Raw genomic sequence first — 17,696 nt, 5'->3', positions numbered from 1 at the left:
ACCCAGTTTCCCAGGCTTATCCCAGAGTTAAGGGCAGGTTACTCACGTGTTACTCACCCGTTCGCCACTAATCCCCGGTGCAAGCACCGGATCATCGTTCGACTTGCATGTGTTAAGCACGCCGCCAGCGTTCATCCTGAGCCAGGATCAAACTCTCCGTTGAAGAAAAACAGACACAGCACGCACCCCCGGGAAAACGGGAACAACGCACTGCACAAAATTTGAAACCAGCTGAAAAACCAGACCCGACACGGGGTGACGGGCCCGGCAAAACAACCAATCCATAATAAATTGGTATCAACAAACTTGGCACACTATTGAGTTCTCAAACAACAGACACATTCGAATACTTGTCAAAACAATTCAATTTACTGAATTCTTTATTTCGCTTTTCTTCGCTGCGATGTTTACAGCTTATTTCATTCATTTCCGCTTTGCAAATTCGCGATTTTCACCGGAAATTCCCTCTGCGGAGCGAATCCACCCAGCATAAAGGAAGCAATTTTTCATTATCCGCGCCTAGCGCATGAAGAATTGCTTCTCATTTGTTGGGGGTTGTCACCGCTCAGCGGCGGCGACTCAGAAAACAATACACGCCCCTCCCCGACCGCGCAAATCGGCCGGGGAGAGGCGTGCAGATGACGTGTCAGGGACGGTTCAGGCCCCGGAGACCTCCACCGTGGCGAGGTTCTTCTTGCCGCGTCGAAGCAGCAGATAGCGGCCATGCAGCAACGAGCTCGAAGCAACAACGGCGTCGGGATCAGTCACCTTCGCATTGTTCACATACGCACCGCCTTCGCCCACCGTCCGGCGGGCGGCGGACTTGCTTTCGGACAGGCCGGAGGCCACCAGCAGTTCGATGATGCCCAAGTCGCCGGCGTCGACCGTGGCGGACGGCAGCTCAGAGGTCGCCGCCTTCAGCGTGGCTTCATCCAGCACGGAGAGATCGCCATTGCCGAACACGGCAGCCGAGGCCGCAATGACCTTCTCCGTCGCATCCACACCGTGGACAAGAGAGGTCACCTCGTAAGCCAGCTTCCGCTGGCCTTCGCGGGCGAACGGCCGCTCAGCAACGGAGACCTCAAGGGCCTCAATCTCGGCACGGCTCAGGAACGTGAACACCTTGAGGCGGGCCGCGACGTCGGCGTCCGCCGTGTTAAGCCAGAACTGGTAGAAGGCGTACGGGCTGCACATCGCCGGGTCCAGCCAGATGGCGTTGCCCTCGCTCTTGCCGAACTTGGTGCCGTCGGCGTTGGTGATGAGCGGCGTGCCCAGGGCATGGACGTGTTTGCCTTCAACCTTTCGAATCAATTCGGTCCCGCTGGTGAGGTTGCCCCACTGGTCAGAGCCACCGGTCTGCAGCATGCAGCCGTAGTCGCGGAACAGCTGGAGGTAGTCCATCCCCTGCAGGATCTGGTAGCTGAACTCCGTGTAGCTGATGCCTTCGTCAGAGCCAAGGCGCGACGCGACGGCGTCCTTGCGGAGCATGGTGCCGACGCGGAAGTGCTTGCCGATTTCCCGCAGGAAGTCGATGGCACTCAGCGGCGCCGTCCAGTCCAGGTTGTTGACCATCTGGGCCGCGTTGTCGCCCTCGAAGCTGAGGAAACGGCGGACCTGCGCCTGCAGGTAGCCCACCCATTCGGAAACGGTGTCCTTGGTGTTGAGGGAGCGTTCCGCCGTCGGGCGCGGATCACCGATCAACCCGGTGGAACCGCCGACCAGCCCGAGGGGCTTGTGGCCGGCCAGCTGGATGCGGCGCATGAGCAGCAGCTGGACCAGGTTGCCCAGGTGCAGGCTCGGTGCTGTCGGATCGAAGCCGCAGTAATACGTCACGGGGTCACCGGCGAGGAGCTTCTCGAGCTCCACCTCATCCGTGGAGACGTGGACTAGGCCGCGCCATTTCAGCTCCTGCCAGATATTGGCGAAGCTGGGGTCGTTCTGCTGGGCATCGAGAATATTTAGCTGGGACACGGAATCTAAGTTAGCAGGATCGGCGAAACCGCCGTGCAGGTGACACCGGCCACCCGTTGACACAGCACCGCCGCGGGAACAGCGGCGGCCCCGGGCACGGGCCGGCCTACTCCTCGATGCCGGTGGGGACGCCGGAAGCCGCGATGAGCCGCAAGCGCTGCGTGGGCCTGGTCATGGCCACATACAGGTCCCCCACCCGGCCGTGCTCGTGGTTGAGCATGGCCGTCGGTTCCAGGACGACGACGCCGTCGAACTCCAGCCCCTTGGCCTCGCGGGGGCTGATCGCGACAATATCCTGCGCGTAGCTCCCGGCTCCGGTCCCGACGCGGTGGCCGTACACGGCCCGGAGTGCCGCGTTGGCCTCCGGGAGCAGCTCGCCGTCGGCGATGACCGCCAGCAGACCGCCCTCGATGGCGTCCAGTTCCTCCGGCAGCACTTCGACGAGCTTCTTGACGATCTGGTCCTTGTCCTCCACACGGTCAATGATCGGGGACCAGCGTCCCTTCCTGACGGCTTTGGGCGCCGAAACCACCAGACCGGCGGCGTTGGCCATCCGGGCGGCGGCCTCCGCGATCTGGGACGGCGTGCGGTAGTTGACGGTGAGCTCTTCGAGCTGCCAGCGTTCGCCGAACATCGGGGCCAGTGCGCTGTGCCAGGAATTGGCACCGGCGACCGAACTGGTCTGGGCGATGTCGCCCACGATCGTAAACGACTTCAGCGGGCACCGGCGCACCAGCAGCCGCCACTGCATGGGCGACAACTCCTGCGCTTCATCCACCACGATGTGCCCAAAGGCCCAGGTGCGGTCGGTACTGGCACGCTCGGCAGCGGTCAGCCGCGACTCCCGCTCCTGGTTCTGGTCCACCAGCTCCTCGGCGGTGAAAAGGGCGTCCACCCCGGCCGTTTCCATGTTGACCAGGGTCTGCTTGGCGTTGGCCAGGTCGCGGGCACGGTCCTGTTCCTGCTGCGCCAGGCCCCGCCCGGCGGCAGCGTCGAGCTCGCCGAGCAGTTCGGCGGCCTCATCCAGCAGCGGGACGTCGGACTCCGTCCAGGGCGAACCGGCGGGCCGGAGCAGCAGGGCGCGTTCCTCGGGGCTGAGGTTCGGCGTGCACGCCTCGAGGATCGCGGGTTTGCTCAGCAGCTCCCCCACAAGCTTCTCCGGGGTCATCGGCATCCAGCACAGGTTCAGGGCGATCCGGACGTCCCGGGCGGAGCGGACATCCTCGGCCAGGTACGAGCGGTCAGCGTTGTTGCCGATATTGCCGGCCTCCACCAGCTCCGTCATCTGCTCGGTCAGTTCACGGAGCAGGATCTTGACGAATGAAACGCGGGCCTCGTTGTGCGGCTTGCCCGTGGCGCGGGCCCGTTCCTTGGCACGGCGGACTTGCCGCGGCGTGAGGACCAGCTTGCGGCCGTCCACCTCCAGGATCCGGTTTGCCGCGGGAATGCGCTGCCGGTTGGCCACCGCGTTGGCCACGACCTTGGCCATGTCCAGCCGGCCCTTGATGGCGGCGACGGCGGGATCCGGTTCGGCAACGGCGGTGATGCCCGGCAGGAGCCGGCCCAGGCTCGCCATCACGACGCCGGTCTCGCCGAGCGAGGGCAGCACCCGTTCGATGTACTTCATGAAGGACGACGTCGGTCCCACCAGCAGGACGCCGGCACTCTTGAGCCGGTCCCGGTGCGTGTAGAGCAGGTAGGCGGCGCGGTGCAGGGCGACCGCGGTCTTCCCGGTGCCCGGTCCGCCCTGGACCACGAGGGCGCCGGAGATCGAGGACCGGATGATCCGGTCCTGCTCGGACTGGATGGTGCCGACAATGTCTGACATCCGGCCGGTGCGCTTGGAATTCAGGGCAGCGAGCAGGGCGCCTTCGCCCTGGAGGGAATCGCTGTCGGCGAGCAAGCCGGCGTCGAGCACGTCATCTTCTATGGCCTTGACCTCGCGCCCCTGAAGGATCAGGTGACGGCGGCGGCGTACGCCCTGCCGGTCAAAGGCGGTGGCCTGATAGAAATGGCCGGCCTCGGGTGCGCGCCAGTCCACCATGAGCCGCTGCAGATCTTCGGTGGTCAACCCGATGCGGCCGATGTACCGGGCCTCCCCGGAGTCCAGGTCCAGACGGCCGAAAACAAGGCGGTCATCGACGGCGTCGAGCTGGGCGAGACGGTCCTCATACAGTGCCGCGAAGGCATCGCGCTCGGACACGTTCTGCATGGTGCCGACAGCACCGGCACGGCGCACCTGGGCAAGCTGGGTGCGCTTCTCTGCCCGCAACTCATCGAGCCGGGCGTAAAGTCCGGCGACGTAGTCGCGTTCATGGGCCAAATCAGCGTCGTGCATCGAACGTTCCCCTATCGAAAAAGACAGACCTACCATTCTACAGCTATTCGATAGACGTAACCGTTAATGTCCGTCGAACATTGCGAAGGGAGTCTTCGTCTGGGAATTCTACCGACCCGGCATAAATGATCCAGAAGGCAGTTCCCGGTTACAGGCGCAGCAGCGAGCGGACGTTGTGGCCGGTCAGCGCGGCCCGGCCGCCCAGTTCGTCGAGTTCCAGAACGACGCCGACGCCAGCCACCTGGATGCCGCAGCGTTCGAACAGCCGTGCCGCGGCACCGAGCGTGCCGCCGGTCGCGAGCACGTCATCGAGGATCAGCACGCGGCTGCCCGGAGCGAGATCGGTCTTGTGCAGTTCGAGGGTGGCGGTGCCGTATTCCAACGCGTAGTCCTCGGAGACGACGTCGCGGGGCAGCTTGCCGGCCTTCCGGACCGTGATCACGCCGGTGCCGGTGGCGTAGGCGGCAGCCGCCGCCAGAAGGAAGCCGCGGGCTTCCACCCCGGCGACGGCGTCGAACTGGCCCTTGAAAGGTTCGACCAGCGAGTCGACGACGGCCTTCAGTGCCGCCCCGTCGGCGAAAACCGGCGTCAGATCCTTGAAGCTGATTCCGGGTTTGGGATAGTCCGGGATGGTGGCGCACAGGCTGCTGATCAGCTCATCCACCGGTTTGGTTGTCTGGATCTGGTTCGGCTCGCTTGGATTCACCCATCCACCCTACTCGCCGGTGGGCGGCCCGGCTAAGCCTTCCGCGCCTTGGCCGCTTTGTAGCGGGAAACTGTCGGGTCACCGCTGAGCCAGAACCGCCAGGGGTAGTCGTGGCTGCCGCCGGCGCCGGCGACACCAACGCGCGGCCCTGAGCTGATGTCCGCGGGGGCCGCGGGTCCTCCGTTCGCGGGCAGCTCCAGCCGGAACGGCGCCGCGAGGGCATCCCGCCCGCTGTCCGCCGTCGTCAGCCCCAGCGCCGTGGCCAGCCGGGCCGGCCCGCTCGCGAGGTCGTTGTCCGATTTCGACGTCGGGCGCCTCTTCCTGGCCAGTTCGTGCCCCGCGACGATTTCGCCGGCCCGGAGCAACAGCCCGGACGCGACGCCGTCGGGCCCGCACACGATATTGGCGCAGTGGTGCATGCCGTACGTGAAATACACATAGAGGTGGCCGGCCGGGCCGAACATCGGGGCGTTACGCGGCGTCTGGCCACGGAAGGTGTGGGAGCCGGGGTCGGGATACAGCGAATCATGCGGACCGAGGTACGCCTCGATCTCGGTGATCCGCACCGAGACCGACCCATCACGCCCTTCATGCGTCAGCACCGCTCCGAGCAGCAACGGCGCGACGTGCCGGGCATCTCCGGCGAGCAGCTCCCGGATCGGCACTGCCACACGGGGCTGCGGCCCTGTGTCGGCGCCCGGCTGCGCCTCTGTGTCGGTGCCCGGCTGCGCCTCTGTATTAGTGCCCGGCTGCGCCTCTGTACGGGCAGGAAGCGGGGTGGAAGTCATTCTCAGACTTTAACAAACGCCCGCGGGACACCCCACGGCCGTGTCCGAATTCCGCTAGCAGGTGCTTGGGGAAGCTGGCAGGATGGGGTCATGGACTTTTGGCAGCGCTACCGGGCAATCGATGCCCGGGACACCCGTTTCGACGGGCAGTTCTACACCGCTGTCCGCACCACCGGGATCTATTGCCGGCCCTCGTGCCCTGCCCGGACGCCGAAGGCGGACAACGTCACGTTCTATGAAACCTCCGCCGCCGCGCACGACGCCGGGTACCGGGCCTGCAAGCGATGCCTTCCGGAGGCCGTGCCCGGCACGCCGGCCTGGAACGTGCGCTCGGACATCGCCGGCCGCGCCATGCGGCTCATCAACGACGGCGTCATCAACCGTGACGGCGTCGAGGGGCTCGCTGCCCGGCTGGGCTACTCCTCGCGCCAGCTCAACCGGATCCTCAGCCACGAACTCGGCGCCGGTCCGCTGTCCCTGGCCCGAGCCAGCCGCGCCCAGACTGCCCGCACCCTGCTGGTCTCCACGGCCATGAAGGCCTCGGACATCGCCTTCGCCGCCGGCTTCAGCAGCGTGCGCCAGTTCAACGACACCATCGGCGAAGTGTTCGCCATGACGCCCTCCGCGCTGCGGGCCACAGCACGGCATCATCACGCGCCGGCAGCGGCCACGGCGCTCACCCTCAACCTTCCGTACCGGGAACCGTTCGATCCGGAAGTGTTCGACTTCCTCGCCGTCCGTGCCATCACCGGGATCGAGGAAGGGACGTCGAGTTCCTATGCCCGGACCCTGCGGCTGAGCCACGGCGATGCCCGTTTCCGGGTGGATTACGACGCCGGTGCGGCCGGACGCCCGCTGGTGCTGACCATCGGCGCCGTCGACCTCAGGGACCTGGCCTCCCTGCTGAGCCGGGTCCGACGCCTGCTGGACCTCGACGCCGATCCCGTCGCCATCGATGCCACGCTGGGCGGCGATCCCCGCTTGGCCGCGGCGGTGGCCGCCACGCCGGGCATGCGGATGCCTGGCGCCGTTGACCCGCAGGAACTCCTCATCCGGGCCATGATCGGCCAGCAAATCACGGTGGCCGCCGCGCGCACCGCGCTGGTTCAGCTCTCCGCGGCGGGGAGCGCGAGCCTCGTGCCGGCCGACGGCCTCCACCGGCTGTTCCCCACGGCCGCCCAGATCGCCGCGACCGGCTTCGAACTGCTCCGCGGCCCGCAGCGGCGGATTGATGCCGTCCGTCGCGCCGCGGCGGCGATGGCCTCCGGAGACCTGGACTTTGGCTATGGCGATGATGTCCGCGGGCTGGAAGCCAAGCTCCTGCCGCTTGCCGGCGTCGGGCCGTGGACGGTGGGATACGTCGCGATGCGGGTCATCGGAGCCCCGGACGTGTTCCTCGCCAACGATGCCGCGATCCGCAACGGCATCCGGTCGCTCGCTCCGACCACGGGGGACGCCGTGCTGGCCCCCGATTTCCGTGAGGTCAGCCCGTGGCGCTCCTACGCCACGATGCACCTCTGGCGCGCGGCAGGGGCGGCCCGGGCCGCGGCGCGCAACCCAATTTCTCTTCCGACGCAGACTCAAAAGAAAGCGAAGCCATGAAAGCGCAGTTGTTGACCATGTCCACCCCGGACGGGCCATTCACCATCATTGCCCGCGACGGGGTGGTCCTGTCCTCCGGCTGGACCGCCCATCCAGGCGAGCTGACCGGCCAGATCCACCCTGACCTGCTGCCGGCAGAATTCGAGAGCGTTGCAGGACTCGGCGCCATCTCTGAGGCCGTGGAGGCGTTCTACTCCGGAAATCCGGAGCCGGCCATGGGGGTACCGGTGCTGCAGAAATCGGGTGTCTTCCGCAGCCATGCCTGGGACGTGCTGCGCACCGTCGCCCCGGGGCGCCCGGTGACCTACACCGAGTACGCGCAGCTGTCCGGCAACGCGAAGGCCGTCCGCGCGGCGGCCAGTGCCTGCGCCCTCAACGCGGCGGCCCTGTTTGTGCCGTGCCATCGGGTCATCCGCACCGACGGGACGCTGGGCGGCTTCCGCTGGGGACTGGCCGTCAAGGGCAGCCTGCTGGAGCGGGAACGCGAAGCGGCCCTCACGGCGGCGCGGCCGTAAGCCTGTCCGCCCTCACTTGTTGGCGGGCACTCCGGCAGGCCAGGGCAGCAGCTCCGGAAGGTCGACGCCGTCGGCCGCGGCGGTGGCGCGCAGGCTGCCTAGTGTCGGCGTGCGGCCGGCCAGCCATGCGGCAATGTCTGTGACCATGCCGCTGATCACCGTCGATTTCCCGCCGCTACCGATTGCTGCCGCGGGCAGGCCGAGGGGCTGCAGCACAAAGCGCTGGCCCTCAGGGACCCGGGCCGCCAGGAAATCGAAGAGGTGCTCGCAGAATGTCCGGCTCCAGGTTTCCGGCCCGCGGCCGGTGCCGAGGTCAGTGGCGTGGATGACAAGTTCGCGCCACAGCGCCAGGCCGCCGTCGAACACCACTCCCCCGCGGTAGCTGATGGACTCGTGCCAGCCTGCCGCGTCGAGGGAGTCGAAGCCACGCAGTGCCCTGTCCAACGCTGCGGCGAGGTCGGCCCGGTGCTCGTCGAGGCCGTGTCCGGCAGCCATCTCGATGGCGCGGTTGCGGCCCTCGTAGCCGCCGTCGTACAGTTCGATGCTCTGACCGCGGGCGGCGTATTCGAGCTGGCGGGCCATGGCGTTGGCGATGCCGCAGATGTGGGCGAGCACGTGCCCGCGGCTCCAGCCCGGCAGTTCCGACGGCGCCTTGATGTCCTGCTCCGTCAATTTCGCGGCGATTCCGGCCACGGTGTCGGCGGCGCCGTGCAGTTCGGCCCGAAGCTGTTCTGGTGTGATCGAGGTCATGGCGCCCATCCTACTCATGCGCCTAGCTTGACCGCCGCGAAGGGCCCCACCCGCAGGGTTCCCTGACCGGGGCCCACGCCGGCTGGGCCTCGGCCTGAGCTTGCGAAGGCCGGGGGCCGGTGGGGACTTGCGAGGTTAGGGTGGCGGGTGGGGAGGCACTTGGCGGCAGTGTTTGCGAGGAAAAACATTGCCGCGAAGTGCCATCTCGCGCAGAAACGGGCGAGCGGAGTGCTAGCCGGCGTACTCGCGGACGCCGTCGAGCTCTGCTTCAAGGGCCAGCAGCTGCCGTTCGACGGCGGCCGGTGCCGTGCCGCCCTGGGAGTTCCGGCTGTTGAGCGAGCCCTCGGTGGACAAGACCGTGCGGACCTCCGGTGTCAGGTGCTCCGAGATGGCGGCGTATTCCGCGTCCGTCAGGTCCCAGAGCTCGACGCCGCGGCTTTCGGCCTGCTTGACCGCCGCGCCGGAGAGCTCATGCGCCTCGCGGAACGGAACACCCTGCCGGACGAGCCATTCGGCGATGTCCGTGGCCAGCGCGAAGCCCTGGGGTGCCAGCGATTCCATCCGCTCGGTGTTGAACTTCAGCGTTGCGATCATGCCGGAGACGGCCGGAAGCAGGAGCTCCAGGGTGTCGGCGGCGTCGAAGACCGGTTCCTTGTCCTCCTGCAGGTCGCGGTTGTACGCGAGCGGCAGGCCTTTGAGCGTGGCCAGGAGCCCCGTCAGGTTGCCAATCAGCCGGCCGGCCTTGCCGCGCGCGAGCTCGGCGACGTCCGGGTTCTTCTTCTGCGGCATGATCGAGGAGCCGGTGGAGTAGGAATCATGCAGGGTGACAAAGGAGAACTCCTTCGTGGCCCACAGGATCACTTCCTCCGAGATCCGGGACAGGTCCACACCGATCATGGCGGTGACCCAGGCGAACTCGGCGAAGACGTCGCGGGAAGCGGTGCCGTCGATCGAGTTGTGCGCGGCCGAGAAGAAGCCGAGGTCCGCGGCCACAGCCTCCGGGTCCAGGCCCAGTGAGGACCCGGCCAGGGCGCCGGAGCCATACGGCGAAACGCCCGCACGCTTGTCCCAGTCGGCCAGGCGCTGCACATCGCGCAGCAGCGCCCAGGCGTGGGCCAGCAGATGGTGGCTCAGCAGCACCGGCTGGGCGTGCTGGAGGTGGGTGCGGCCGGGCATGGCCACGCCCTGGTGGGCCTTGGCCTGCTCCACGAGCGCATCGATGGTCGCGAGGACGCCGCGGGCGATGATCCGGGCGTGGTCCCGCAGGAACATCCGGCCCAGCGTCGCCACCTGGTCGTTGCGGGACCGGCCGGCACGGAGCTTGCCGCCCAGCTGGGTCCCGGCGCGCTCGATCAGGCCGCGCTCAAGGGACCCGTGCACATCCTCATCGGACTCCGCTGGCATGTACGCACCTGTCGCCACGTCCTCGTCCAGCCGCGTCAGGGCGTCAAGCATGCCTTCGAGCTCGACGTCGTCCAGCAGCCCGGCCTTGTGCAGCACGCGGGCGTGCGCCTTGGACCCGGCGATGTCGTAGCGGGCCAGGCGCCAATCAAAGTGCGTGGACTTGCTCAGCGCCGCGAGGGCGTCCGCGGGGCCGCCGGCGAACCGGCCGCCCCACAGGGCACCCTCATTCGTCCCCGAGCGCACCCCAGCTCGTGGGCCCTGCTCCTCCGTCACTGACCTGCGACCCGGAGGTCACGGCCGGAGGCAACCTTGGCGGACATGCCCCACAGCTCGATGAAGCCCCTGGCCATGGACTGGTCGAAGGTGTCGCCGGTGTCGTACGTGGCGAGGTCGAAGTCGTACAGCGAGGTCTCGGAGCGGCGTCCGTTGACGATCGCCTGGCCGCCGTGCAGGACCATCCGGATGTCGCCGGAGACGTAGCGCTGGGTGTCGTCGATGAAGGCGTCGAGGGAGCGCTTGAGCGGGGAGAACCACTGGCCGTCGTAGACCAGCTCTGCCCAGCGCTGGCCGACGGTGGCCTTGAAGCGGGCCTGCTCGCGCTCGATCGTGATGTCCTCAAGGTGCTTGTGCGCCGTGATGAGGGCCATGGCTCCGGGGGCCTCGTAGATTTCGCGGGACTTGATGCCGACCAGGCGGTCCTCGACGACGTCGATCCGGCCCACGCCCTGGGCGCCGGCGCGGCGGTTGAGTTCCTTGATGGCCTGCAGCGGGGTGACCTTGACGCCGTCGATGGCTACCGGCACGCCGGCTTCGAAGGAGATGGTGACTTCATCCGGTGCCGGCGGGAACTCCGGGGTGGCGGTGTAGTCGTAGATGTCCTTGGTCGGAGCGTTCCAGATGTCCTCGAGGTAGCCGGTCTCGACGGCGCGGCCCCAGACGTTCTGGTCGATCGAGTAGGGGTTCTTCTTGGTGGTCTCGATCGGCAGTCCCTTCTCCTCGGCGAAGGCGATGGCCTTGTCGCGGGTCAGGGCGAGGTCACGGACCGGGGCGATGCACTTCAGGTCGGGGCCGAGGGTCTGGATGCCGACTTCGAAGCGGACCTGGTCGTTGCCCTTGCCGGTGCAGCCGTGGGCCACGGTGGTGGCGCCGAACTCGCGGGCGGCCTTGACCAGGTGCTTGACGATCACCGGGCGGGAGATGGCGGAGACGAGCGGGTAGTGGCCCTGATAGAGGGCGTTGGCCTTCAGCGTGGGAACGCAGTACTCGTTGGCGAACTCGTCGGACGCGTCGGCAACGTAGGCCTCGACGGCGCCGCAGCCCAGGGCGCGCTGGCGGATGGTTTCCAGTGATTCGCCGCCCTGTCCGACGTCGACCGCCACGGCGATGACTTCGGCCCCGGTGGCTTCACCGATCCAGCCGATGGCTACGGAAGTATCCAGGCCACCGGAGTAGGCCAGAACAATACGCTCAGTCACTTCAAATGCTCCTTAGTTGTTTGGTGATGCTGTCAGTCTGGAAAAGTCTCTGTTGCAAGCCTGTCACAAAAACCCGGTGCTTCCCGGTCCCCTGATGGGCAAACGACGCAGCTATTGGCCGGCTTCCTCGGCGAACTGCAGGAAGCGCGCGGCGATGTCCGGGCCGCCCAGGGGGTCCCGGGTGACGAGGAGGACGGTGTCGTCCCCCGCGATGGTCCCCAGGATGGAGGGCATCACGGAGTGGTCGATCGCGAGAGCCAGGAAGTTCGCGGCGCCCGGAGGGGTTCTGAGCACCACGAGGTTGGCCGAGGCTTCGGCCGTGACGAGCAGTTCCCCGCACAGCCGGGTCAGCCGGGCGTCGAGGATTTCCTGCGTGACGCCGCTCTTGGCCGCCCGTTCGCCGCCCTCCCCCGGGACGGCGTAGACCAGCACGCCGTCCTTGCCGCGGACCCGGACCGCGCCGAGTTCGACGAGGTCCCGGGAAAGCGTGGCCTGGGTGACCTGGACGCCGTCGTCCGCGAGCAGCGCCGCCAGCTCCGCCTGCGACCGGACCGACTCGCCGGTCAGGATCGCGGTGATCCGTGCCTGCCGGGCCGTCTTGGTCGCCGGGCTGGCCCCCGGGGAGGCTGGCTGGGCGGACATCAGGCCGGGCCGTTCACCGGCGCGGGTCCATCAACCGGTCCCAGCGACTCGACAACGGCCAGACCGGAGCGGTGCATGAGCCACGCCATGAGCGCCTTCTGGGCGTGCAGCCGGTTCTCGGCCTCGTCCCAGACCACTGACTGCGGGCCGTCAATGACGTCCGCGGCGATCTCGTAGCCCCGGTAGGCCGGCAGGCAGTGCAGCACGACGGCGTCCGTTGCCGCGAGCTTCATGGCAGCGGCGTCCACGGAATAGTCGCGGAACAGCTTCATCCGCGCTTCCTTTTCCGCTTCCTGGCCCATGGAGACCCATGTGTCGGTGGCGACGACGTCGGCGCCGCGGAGCGCCTCGGCGGCGGCGGTTGTCACGAGCACCGAGCCGCCGGTCTCCGCCGCGCGGGCCTCGGCGGCGGCGACGATTTCGGCGTCCGGCAGGTACCCCTCCGGGCCGGCGATGCGGACGTTCATGCCCGCCGTGACGCCGGCCAGCAGGTAGGAATTGGCCATGTTGTTGGCGGAGTCGCCCAGATACGCCATGGTCAGGCCCTTGAGTTCGCCCTTGTGTTCCTTGATGGTCAGCAGGTCGGCAAGAAGCTGGCACGGATGGTAGTCATCGCACAGGGCGTTGATGACCGGAACGCGCGAGTTCGCGGCCATGGCGACGAGGCCGGCGTGCGCGCCGGTGCGCCACACGATGGTGGACACCATGCGCTCAAGGACTTTGGCGGTGTCCTCAACGGACTCCTTGTGGCCGATCTGTGCCTCGCCGGGGTTGATGACGAGCGCGTTGCCGCCCATGTCCGCGACGCCGGTGGCGAAGGAGACCCGGGTCCGGGTGGAGGTCTTGTCAAAGATGACGGCCACGGTCTTGCGGCCGCCGGCGTCCGCGGCGAAGGGCTGCACGCTGTACGGCGCGGCCTTCATCCGGACGGCGAGGTCCAGGACCTCGGCCTGCTCGGCCGGGCTGAGGTCTGTGTCCTTGAGGAAGTGGCGGGTGGTCACTGATGCGCTCACTTGGCGTCCTTTGCAGCGTTGTTACTGGCAGTCTCGTTCTTGGCGGTCTCGAGCAGTGCGGGCAGCGCCGCCAGGAAACGGTCGGCCTGCCCGGTGGTCAGGATCAGCGGCGGCGCCAGCCGGACGGTACGCGGGCCGGGGCTGTTGACGATGAACCCGGCGTCGAGTCCGGCCGCAACGACGCCGGGGGCGACGTCGGCGTCGAGGTCGAAACCGATCAGCAGGCCCTCGCCGCGGACCTCGGTCACGCCGTCGATTCCGGCCAGGCCGGCGCGCAGGTGCTCTCCCACCGCCCGGACGTGGGCCAGGACATCCTGGTTCTCCAGAACGTGCAGCGTGGCGAGGGCGGCCGCGGTGGCCACGGGGTTGCCGCCGAAGGTGGTCCCGTGCTGGCCTGCGGTCAGCAGCGCGGATGTTTCCGCGCCGAAGGTCACGAGGGCGCCGATCGGGAAGCCGCCGCCCAGGCCCTTGGCGAGGGTCACGGCGTCGGGCACGATTCCGGCGTCCTCGCTGGCCAGCCACTTGCCGGTGCGGCCGATGCCGGTCTGGACCTCGTCGAGGATCAGGAGGGCGCCGGCTGCGGTGGTGGCCTCGCGGGCAGCCTTGAGGTAGCCGGCGGGCAACGGGCGGACGCCCGCCTCGCCCTGGATGGGTTCGAGCACGACGGCGGCGGTGGTGTCGTCCACGGCCGCGCGGAGCGCCTCGATGTCACCGAAGGGAATGTGTACGACGCCGCCGGGCAGCGGCGCGAACGGTGCCCGATATGCCTCTTTGGAGGTCAGGGCAAGGGCGCCCATGGTGCGGCCGTGGAAGGCGCCTTCGAGCGCGATGATCTTGGTCCGCGCCGTGCTGGCACCGGCAGTATCGTGGCCGGCGCCATCGTGGCTGACGCCGGAGTTCCGGCGGGCCAGCTTGAAGGCTGCTTCGACGGCCTCGGTGCCGGAGTTGGCGAAGAACACCTTGGACCCGGCCGGTGCCTTGGACAGTTCCAGCAGCTTCTCGGCCAGGGCGATCTGGGTCGGGCTGGTGAAGAAGTTGGAGACGTGTCCGAGCGTGGCCAGCTGGCTGGAGATCACCGAGGTGACGAACGGGTGCGCGTGACCCAGGGCGTTGACGGCGATTCCGCCGAGCAGGTCCAGGTATTCGTTGCCGTCGGCGTCCCACACGAGGCAGCCGGCACCGCGGACCAGGACCCGCTGCGGGGTGCCGAAGACGCCGAGCAGGGAGGAGGAGTAGCGGGAGAGCCACTGCGCGCCGGTGGCACCCGAGTGAACGAGCTCCCCGACCGGAGAGTGTTCAAGATCCGTGGAAGGTGCAGTTTCGATCTGGTTCATTTGCTTTCCTCGTCCGGGACGACCTGGGTGCCGATGCCCGCGGTCGTAAAGGTTTCCAGGAGCATCGAGTGCGGCAGGCGGCCGTCCACGATGTGGGCGCGCTCGACGCCGTCGTCAATCGCTTTCAGGCAGGCCGCCATCTTCGGGATCATGCCGGACTCAAGACGGGGCAGCATCTCGCGCAGCTCCGAAGCCGTCAGCGACGAGATGAGCGATGACCTGTCCGGCCAGTTGGCGTAGAGGCCTTCGACGTCAGTGAGGATGACGAGCTTGGAGGCGCCCAGGGCCGACGCGACCGCCGCCGCCGCGGTGTCCGCGTTGACATTCAGTACCTGCCCGGTGGTGGATCCGTCCGCGGAGATCTCCGGGGCAACGGTGGACACAACCGGGATCCGGCCGGCCGCGAGGATATCCACAATCCCTTCCGGGTTCACCCCGACCACCTCGCCCACCAGTCCCAGGTCCACCTCTTCGCCGTCCACCACTGTGCCGGTGCGCACGGCGCGGAGCAGGCCGCCGTCCTCTCCGGACATGCCGACGGCGTAAGGGCCGTGGGAGTTGATGAGGCCAACGAGTTCACGTCCCACCTGGCCGGTGAGGACCATCCGGACCACGTCCATGGCCTCGGGCGTGGTGACGCGCAGCCCGCCCTTGAATTCGGATTCGATTCCGAGCCGGCCGAGCATGGCGTTGATCTGCGGGCCGCCGCCGTGCACCACTACCGGGTGGATGCCGACGTGGTGCAGGAAGACGACGTCCTCGGCGAAGGCGCGGCGGAGCTTGTCGTTGATCATGGCGTTGCCGCCGTACTTGATCACCATGGTGGTGCCGGCAAAGCGCTGGATCCAGGGCAGCGCCTCGATCAATGTGGCTGCTTTGTCCCCGGCGTCGGCCATGGACGTGGTCTCGCGTGTCTGGGTGTTCATGCTGTTCGTCCCTCCCGGAACGGCTTAGCTTGAGTAGGCGCTGTTTTCGTGGACGTAGTCGTGGGTGAGGTCGTTCGTGAGGATCGTGGCCTCGGCCTCGCCGGCCTGCAGGTCGATTTCGACGAGGACCTCCCGGGGTTCCAGGTCCACGAGGTTGCGGTCATCGCCGATGCTGCCGTTGCGGCAGATCTGTACGCCGTTCATGGACACGTTCAGCTGGTCCGGCTCGAAGGCGGCGTCCGTAGTGCCGACGGCGGAGAGCACGCGGCCCCAGTTGGGGTCCTTGCCGAAGATCGCGGTCTTGAACAGGTTGGAGCGGGCGACGGCGCGGCTGACGATTTCCGCGTCCCGCTCGCTGGCGGCATTGAACGTCCGGATCGAAATGTCGTGGCTGGCGCCCTCGGCGTCGCCGATCAGCTTCCGGGCCAGTTCCGCACAGACCTGGGTCAGGCCGGCACCGAACTGCGCCGCGGAAGGCACGACGCCGGACGCCCCCGACGCCAGAAGCACAACGGTGTCATTGGTGGACATGCAGCCGTCCGAGTCTGCCCGGTCAAACGTGACGCGGGTGGCATCGCGGAGCACGACGTCGAGCATTTCCGGCTGGACGTCGGCATCCGTGGTGAGGACCACCAGCATGGTGGCGAGCCCGGGGGCAAGCATGCCGGCGCCCTTGGCCATGCCGCCGATGGTGAATTCGTTGCCGTCGGCATCCGTGCCGGTGAAGACGGCCTGCTTGGACACGGAGTCCGTGGTCATGATTGCCGTCGCCGCAGCGGGGCCGCCGTCCGCGGCGAGGCCAGCCGTGGCGGAGCCGATTCCGGCCAGGATCTTGTCCATGGGCAGCTGCTCGCCGATCAGCCCGGTGGAGCAAACGACGACGTCGGTGGCGGAGACGCCGAGCGCTTCAGCGGTCTTCTCCGCGGTGGTGTGTGTGTTCTGGAAGCCCTGGGGTCCGGTGCAAGCGTTGGCGCCGCCGGAGTTGAGGATGACGGCGTCCACGCGGCCGTCCTTGATGACCTCGCGGGACCAGTGGACGGGGGCGGCGGCGACGCGGTTGGACGTAAACACCGCCGCCCCGGCCTTGGCCGGGCCGTCGTTAACCACGAGGGCCAGGTCCGGGTTGCCGGAGGCCTTGAGGCCCGCCGTGACGCCGGCGGCACGGAACCCCTTGGGTGCGGTGATGCTCACGGTGCGACTCCCTGCGCGTTGAGGCCGGCGGTCTCCGCGAGGCCGAGGGCGATGTTCATGGACTGCACGGCCCCGCCGGCGGTCCCCTTGGTCAGGTTGTCGATGGCGCAGCACACGATCACGCGGCCGGTGTGCTCGTCGAAGGCGAGCTGCAGCACGCCGTGGTTGGAGCCCTGCACGGATTTGGTGGTGGGCCACTGGCCTTCCGGGAGCAGGTGGACGAACGGTTCGTCGTCGTAGGCCTCGGCCCAGGCAGCGCGCAGCTCCGCGGCAGTGACGTTGCGTCCTGGCTGCTGCCGGACCCTGGCTGTGGCCGTGGTGAGGATGCCCCGGCTCATCGGGGCCAGCGTGGGCGTGAAGGAGACCGTGACGGGCCCGCCGAGGGCCTTGGAAAGTCCCTGCTCGATCTCCGGGGTGTGCCGGTGTCCGCCGCCGACGCCGTAGGGGCTCATCGAGCCCATGACCTCGGCGCCGATCAGGTTGACCTTGGCAGCTTTGCCGGCACCGGACGTGCCGGACGCGGCGACGATCACGACGTCGTCGCCTTCCAGCAGGCCGCTGCTGAAGCCGGGTGTCAGGGCCAGCAGAGCCGAGGTCGGATAGCAGCCGGGGACGGCGATCCGGGTGGCGCCGCGGAGCGCGTCGCGCTGCCCGGGCAGTTCCGGGAGGCCGTAGGGCCAGGTTCCGGCATGCGCCGAGCCGTAGAACTTCTCCCAGGCCTGGGCGTCCTCGAGGCGGTGGTCCGCGCCTGCGTCGATCACCACGGTCCCGGCCGGCAGCTGGGCCGCGATCTCAGCGGACGCCCCGTGCGGCAGCGCCAGGAACACGACGTCGTGTCCGGCGAGGTTTTCCACACTGGTTTCTTCCAGGATCCTGTCGGCGAGACCATGGAGATGCGGCTGCAATTCCCCTAGTCTGGAACCGGCGTTGCTGTGCGCGGTGATGGCGCCGATGGTGACGTCAGGATGACCGGCGAGGAGCCGCAGGACCTCGCCGCCGGCATAACCGCTCGCCCCGGAAACCGCAACAGAAATAGTCATG

General features: G+C 67.9%; 15 protein-coding genes and 1 rRNA gene. 2 read left to right on the top strand and 14 right to left on the bottom strand.

All coding sequences use genetic code 11. The features are described from left to right. From BM372_RS16365 to BM372_RS16345, 5 genes are all read right to left on the bottom strand, one after another. Nucleotides 1-163 (bottom strand): 16S ribosomal RNA (locus BM372_RS16365); the annotation flags it as partial. 494 nt (nt 164-657) lie between these two features. After that, entirely contained in the window at nt 658-1,971 is a 1,314-nt protein-coding gene (tyrS, locus tag BM372_RS16360) for a tyrosine--tRNA ligase (RefSeq protein ID WP_090956500.1), read from the bottom strand. Nucleotides 1,972-2,077: 106 nt separating this feature from the next. Next, the gene (locus tag BM372_RS16355; RefSeq protein ID WP_090956499.1) at nt 2,078-4,309 is read right to left on the bottom strand and encodes a HelD family protein; all 2,232 of its coding nucleotides are present in this window, start codon (nt 4,307-4,309) and stop codon (nt 2,078-2,080) included. 148 nt (nt 4,310-4,457) lie between these two features. Beyond that, on the bottom strand, nt 4,458-5,015 hold the full coding sequence (locus tag BM372_RS16350; protein ID WP_090956498.1) for an adenine phosphoribosyltransferase: 558 nt from the start codon (nt 5,013-5,015) through the stop codon (nt 4,458-4,460). Nucleotides 5,016-5,047: 32 nt separating this feature from the next. Then, entirely contained in the window at nt 5,048-5,803 is a 756-nt protein-coding gene (locus BM372_RS16345; protein WP_090956497.1) for a DNA-3-methyladenine glycosylase, read from the bottom strand. 90 nt (nt 5,804-5,893) lie between these two features. On the opposite strand from BM372_RS16345, the gene BM372_RS16340 reads away from it, so the two are divergent. Both BM372_RS16340 and BM372_RS16335 read left to right on the top strand, forming a co-directional pair. Next, nucleotides 5,894-7,405: an AlkA N-terminal domain-containing protein gene (locus BM372_RS16340; RefSeq protein WP_090956496.1), complete on the top strand. Its 1,512-nt coding sequence runs from the start codon at nt 5,894-5,896 to the stop codon at nt 7,403-7,405. Further along, nucleotides 7,402-7,920 (top strand): methylated-DNA--[protein]-cysteine S-methyltransferase, encoded by a 519-nt coding sequence (locus BM372_RS16335; protein WP_090956495.1) that lies wholly within the window; start codon nt 7,402-7,404, stop codon nt 7,918-7,920. The genes BM372_RS16340 and BM372_RS16335 overlap by 4 nt, the downstream gene beginning before the upstream one ends. Before the next feature lie 12 nt (nt 7,921-7,932). Here the strand turns inward: BM372_RS16335 and BM372_RS16330 are convergent, their stop codons facing one another. The 9 genes from BM372_RS16330 to argC all read right to left on the bottom strand — a co-directional run bounded on the left by BM372_RS16330 (nt 7,933) and on the right by argC (nt 17,695). Next, complete coding sequence (locus BM372_RS16330; RefSeq protein ID WP_090956494.1) at nt 7,933-8,670, bottom strand: maleylpyruvate isomerase family mycothiol-dependent enzyme; 738 nt, start codon at nt 8,668-8,670, stop codon at nt 7,933-7,935. A gap of 231 nt (nt 8,671-8,901) precedes the next feature. After that, nucleotides 8,902-10,347: an argininosuccinate lyase gene (gene argH / locus BM372_RS16325; protein WP_256214346.1), complete on the bottom strand. Its 1,446-nt coding sequence runs from the start codon at nt 10,345-10,347 to the stop codon at nt 8,902-8,904. After that, nucleotides 10,344-11,549: an argininosuccinate synthase gene (locus tag BM372_RS16320; RefSeq protein ID WP_090956492.1), complete on the bottom strand. Its 1,206-nt coding sequence runs from the start codon at nt 11,547-11,549 to the stop codon at nt 10,344-10,346. Before BM372_RS16320 ends, argH begins: the two co-directional genes overlap by 4 nt. Before the next feature lie 111 nt (nt 11,550-11,660). After that, nucleotides 11,661-12,191: an arginine repressor gene (locus BM372_RS16315; RefSeq protein ID WP_090956491.1), complete on the bottom strand. Its 531-nt coding sequence runs from the start codon at nt 12,189-12,191 to the stop codon at nt 11,661-11,663. Continuing rightward, nucleotides 12,191-13,204 (bottom strand): ornithine carbamoyltransferase, encoded by a 1,014-nt coding sequence (gene argF, locus BM372_RS16310; protein WP_090956490.1) that lies wholly within the window; start codon nt 13,202-13,204, stop codon nt 12,191-12,193. Before argF ends, BM372_RS16315 begins: the two co-directional genes overlap by 1 nt. Next, nucleotides 13,201-14,538, bottom strand: a complete 1,338-nt coding sequence (locus BM372_RS16305; protein WP_090956489.1) for an acetylornithine transaminase — start codon at nt 14,536-14,538, stop codon at nt 13,201-13,203. The genes argF and BM372_RS16305 overlap by 4 nt, the downstream gene beginning before the upstream one ends. Then, a complete protein-coding gene (argB, locus tag BM372_RS16300; protein ID WP_090956488.1) occupies nt 14,535-15,464 on the bottom strand; it encodes an acetylglutamate kinase in 930 nt (309 codons plus the stop codon). Before argB ends, BM372_RS16305 begins: the two co-directional genes overlap by 4 nt. A gap of 24 nt (nt 15,465-15,488) precedes the next feature. Continuing rightward, nucleotides 15,489-16,655, bottom strand: coding sequence for a bifunctional glutamate N-acetyltransferase/amino-acid acetyltransferase ArgJ (gene argJ / locus BM372_RS16295; RefSeq protein ID WP_090956487.1), 1,167 nt, complete (start codon nt 16,653-16,655; stop codon nt 15,489-15,491). Further along, on the bottom strand, nt 16,652-17,695 hold the full coding sequence (gene argC, locus BM372_RS16290) for an N-acetyl-gamma-glutamyl-phosphate reductase (RefSeq protein ID WP_090956486.1): 1,044 nt from the start codon (nt 17,693-17,695) through the stop codon (nt 16,652-16,654). Before argC ends, argJ begins: the two co-directional genes overlap by 4 nt. Between the last annotated feature and the right edge of the window lies 1 nt (nt 17,696).

The organism is Arthrobacter sp. ov118, from assembly GCF_900116495.1.
GTDB lineage: Bacteria > Actinomycetota > Actinomycetes > Actinomycetales > Micrococcaceae > Arthrobacter.
The sequence above is the reverse complement of the archived record's forward strand: the minus strand, read 5'-3'. Positions and strand labels throughout refer to the sequence as shown.

Bases quoted from the DNA above. Each gene is read 5' to 3' on its own strand.
- BM372_RS16355 (WP_090956499.1), bottom strand. From the start codon at position 4,309: ATGCACGACGCTGATTTGGCCCATGAACGCGACTACGTCGCCGGACTT.
- BM372_RS16345 (WP_090956497.1), bottom strand. From the start codon at position 5,803: ATGACTTCCACCCCGCTTCCTGCCCGTACAGAGGCGCAGCCGGGCACT.
- BM372_RS16340 (WP_090956496.1), top strand. From the start codon at position 5,894: ATGGACTTTTGGCAGCGCTACCGGGCAATCGATGCCCGGGACACCCGT.
- BM372_RS16335 (WP_090956495.1), top strand. From the start codon at position 7,402: ATGAAAGCGCAGTTGTTGACCATGTCCACCCCGGACGGGCCATTCACC.
- BM372_RS16330 (WP_090956494.1), bottom strand. From the start codon at position 8,670: ATGACCTCGATCACACCAGAACAGCTTCGGGCCGAACTGCACGGCGCC.
- BM372_RS16315 (WP_090956491.1), bottom strand. From the start codon at position 12,191: ATGTCCGCCCAGCCAGCCTCCCCGGGGGCCAGCCCGGCGACCAAGACG.
- BM372_RS16305 (WP_090956489.1), bottom strand. From the start codon at position 14,538: ATGAACCAGATCGAAACTGCACCTTCCACGGATCTTGAACACTCTCCG.
- argB (WP_090956488.1), bottom strand. From the start codon at position 15,464: ATGAACACCCAGACACGCGAGACCACGTCCATGGCCGACGCCGGGGAC.
- argC (WP_090956486.1), bottom strand. From the start codon at position 17,695: ATGACTATTTCTGTTGCGGTTTCCGGGGCGAGCGGTTATGCCGGCGGC.